Origin of the sequence: Hydrogenophaga sp. (assembly GCF_041633695.1) — a bacterium.
Classification (GTDB): Bacteria; Pseudomonadota; Gammaproteobacteria; order Burkholderiales; family Burkholderiaceae_C; genus Hydrogenophaga.
This window is the reverse complement of the sequence record NZ_JBFJMY010000467.1, coordinates 1-3,174: the sequence shown is the minus strand read 5'-3', so window position 1 is coordinate 3,174 and position 3,174 is coordinate 1. Positions and strand designations below refer to the sequence as shown.

The 3,174-nt window shown below is 68.8% G+C and carries 4 protein-coding genes and 1 pseudogene; all 5 read right to left on the bottom strand.

Annotated features, from left to right (window positions below; translation table 11 throughout):
• Positions 1–1,020 (bottom strand): annotated as a pseudogene (locus ABYB95_RS20200) (F0F1 ATP synthase subunit alpha); the annotation flags it as partial.
• On the bottom strand, positions 1,017–1,871 hold the full coding sequence (locus tag ABYB95_RS20195; RefSeq protein ID WP_372661069.1) for a F0F1 ATP synthase subunit B: 855 nt from the start codon (positions 1,869–1,871) through the stop codon (positions 1,017–1,019). The gene ABYB95_RS20195 and the pseudogene ABYB95_RS20200, both read right to left, overlap by 4 nt.
• Before the next feature lie 4 nt (positions 1,872–1,875).
• Complete coding sequence (locus tag ABYB95_RS20190; protein WP_372661066.1) at positions 1,876–2,157, bottom strand: F0F1 ATP synthase subunit C; 282 nt, start codon at positions 2,155–2,157, stop codon at positions 1,876–1,878.
• 22 nt (positions 2,158–2,179) lie between these two features.
• Positions 2,180–2,884 carry a F0F1 ATP synthase subunit A gene (locus ABYB95_RS20185; protein WP_372661063.1) on the bottom strand — a complete coding sequence of 235 codons (705 nt, stop codon included), beginning with the start codon at positions 2,882–2,884 and terminating at the stop codon, positions 2,180–2,182.
• Positions 2,868–3,174: ATP synthase subunit I (locus tag ABYB95_RS20180; protein ID WP_372661060.1), on the bottom strand; the 307-nt coding region annotated here is incomplete at its 5' end. The genes ABYB95_RS20185 and ABYB95_RS20180, both read right to left, overlap by 17 nt.

Below are 3,174 nucleotides of genomic sequence, written 5' to 3'. Positions count from 1 at the left end.
GTTGGTCGGGATGTAGGCCGACATGTCCTGCCCTTCGGTCTCGATGATGGGCAGGGCGGTCAGCGAGCCGCCACTGCGTTCGGCGCAGAGGTGGGTGGCGCGCTCCAGCAGCCGCGAATGGATGTAGAAAATGTCGCCCGGAAACGCCTCACGTCCGGGCGGGCGGCGCAGCAGCAGCGAGAGTTCGCGGTACGCGCGGGCGTGGTGGGTGAGGTCGTCGTAGACGATCAGCACGTCGCGCCCGGCTTCCATGAAGTGCTCGGCGATGCTGGTGGCCGCATAGGGTGCGATGTAGGCCAGGCCCGGGGGCTGGTTGCCCTCGGTGACCACCACCACGGTGTAATCCAGGGCGCCATGGCTGCGCAGCCGGGCCACGGTTTTGGCCACGGCGGCGGCACGTTGGCCGATGGCGCAATACACGCACAGCACGTCTTGGCCGCGCTGGTTCAGGATGGTGTCGATGGCGATCGTGGTCTTGCCGGACTGCCGGTCTCCCAGGATCAGCTCGCGCTGGCCGCGCCCGATGGGAATCAGCGCGTCGACCACTTTCAGCCCGGTCTGCAAAGGCACGGTCACGGCGGAGCGGTCCATGATCGCGGCGGCGGGCCGTTCGATCGGCAGGCGCAGGCTGCTCGCCACCGCACCAAGGCCGTCCAGCGCACGCCCCAGCGGATCGATCACGCGGCCGAGCAGACCTTCGCCCACGGCCACGTCCATCACCCGGCCCAGGCGCTCCACCTGGTCGCCGGCCTTGAGGTGCCAGGCGTCGTCGAGCAGCACCACGCCAATGTCGTCTTCGTCCACGTTGAGCGCGATGCCGAACACGTCGCCCGGAAAGCGCACCAGCTCGTCAAAACCCACACCGGGCAGGCCGCTCACGCGGGCCACGCCGGTGGACACGCTTTGCACGGTGCCGATTTCCTGCGGCGCCAGCAGCGGCTGGGCGCGGCTGCGCGCCTGCGCCATCGCGGCCAGGGCACGGTCGGCACCGGTGCGCGGGGTCGCTGGTTCGGCGCTCATGTGGGCCCGCCCCCGTTGCGGTCGTTTGCGGCATCCACCACCGGCGTCTCGTCGTGCTCGGGCAGGGCAGGCCCGGCGGGCACCAGCAGCGCGGCGGCGGTCTGTTCCAGCGCCGCCAGGTATTGCTCCATGTTCCAGGCCAGCTTTTGCCCGCCCGCGACCAGTTCGATGCCGCCGACCAGGCGCGGCTCGGTGGCGAAGCGCAGCGGGGTCGCGGCGCTGCTGTCCGGCCCGCTCCACTGGAAGGTTTTGGAGAGCGCGGCCTGGATGGCGCTGCGTTGCCCGGCGTTCAGCTCGAACGCGCTGTGCAGCACGGCTTGGGCTCCGGGGGCTTGCAGCGCGGCGGCCATGTCGGCCCGGGCCGCCTCGGCCATGTTGCGCAAGCGGTCCAGAAAGACCTCGGTCACACGCGCTTCCAGGTCCACCTGGGCCAGATCGCGCAAGGCGTGGCGGGCCAGGGCAAAGGCTTCGTGCTGCACCCGCTCGCCCAGCGCTTGTTGCTGTTGCTCGGTCTCGCTGCGCAACGCGGCTTGTTGCCGGGCACCCAGCGCCTGCGCGGCCGCCCGCGCCTGGTCCAGCAGCCGTTGCCGCTCGGCCTGGGCTTCTTGCGTGGCCTTTTGCAGCAAGGCGTCGCGCGCCTGCTCAAAGGCCTTGTGCTGCTGCGCAAACACCTCGCCTTGCTCTTGGGCCTGGCGCATCTGGGTCTCGGCGTCGGCAATCTGGCGCGCGATCCGGGCCTCTCTGGCGTCGATGGCGTCGAGCACCGGCTGGTAGAGAAAGCGCCTGAGCAGCCAGATCAGCACCAGGAAGTTGAGCGCCTGCGCGCCGACGGTGAACCAGTCGATCAACATGGTTTTAGCGTCCCGCGACCTGGGCGATGGCGGCGTTCCAGAACGGGTTGGCAAAGATCAGGATCATCGACACCACGAAGCAGTAGATCGCCGTGGATTCGATCATCGCCAAGCCGACGAACAGGGTGCGTGTGATGGTGGGCGATGCGTCGGGTTGCTGCGCCAGCGCCGACAGCGCGGTGGCAACGGCCCGGCCCTCGGCGAGCGCGGGGCCCAGGCAGCCAAAGCCGGTGGTGAGGCCTGCGATGACGATGGAGGCCACTGCGATGATGGTCAAACTGTCCATGGTGTGGGTTCCTGGTGGGGTTTCATGAGGGGGTGGGAGGAGGGGGCGCTGGCGCTGGGCCGTCGCCGGCGTGCGTGGCGGCGGCCAGATAGACCGCGGCCAGGATGCTGAAGATGTAGGCCTGCACCATGCCGGTGAGCAGGCCGAGCGCGGTCATCACCACGGGAAAGAGAAACGGGGTGATGGTCAGCAAGATGCCGATGATCATGGCGCCGCTCATCATGTTGCCGAACAGGCGCACGGCCAGGGCCAGGGTGCGCGAGATCTCGCTGATGATGTTGAAGGGCAGCATCATCACGGTCGGCTCCAGATACGAGCGCAGGTAGCCGCGCAGGCCCAGACGGCGCACGCCGTACAGCGGCACCGCCACGAACACGCACAGCGCCAGCGCGACCGTGGTGGACAGCGAGCCCGTGGGGGGCTCGTAGCCGGGCACGATGGTGAACACGCTGGCGGTGGCCACGAACAAAAACAGGGTGCCGAGAAAGCCCAGGTACTTGCGCGGCGTGCGCAGCCCCACTTCGGCGATCTGTTGCAGCGTGCCCGTGACCACAATTTCCAGCAGGTTCTGCCAGCGCGAACGCTGGTGCTCGAACGTGAGGCGGCGCGTGATCAGCCAGGCGCCGAGCGCCAGCACCAGCATCAGCATCCAGGTGAACGCGATGGTGCCGTTGAGCTTGACAAAGCCCCACTGCCAGAGCACCCACTCGTCAGGGCTGAGGCGCATGGTCCACCTCTTGTTTCTGGCGCGCAGCGGGTGCGGCGACTGCAGCGCCCGTGGTTGAGGCCCGCGTCAGGCGCGTGACCAGCAGGCGAGCCAGCACGAAGCCCACGAGGCAGGCCAGCAGCCGCTGCCAGTGGCCGCCGCCCACCAGGTAAAAACCGGTCAGCGCCACACCCGTGCGCAGCAACAGGCTGCCCAGGAACCAAAGCGCCGGACGCGGCGAGGCTAGGAGCCTGCGCGGCAGAAGAGGCGTCGGCTGCAAATCGCCCGCAGCGGTCCATTTTTCACCGTCT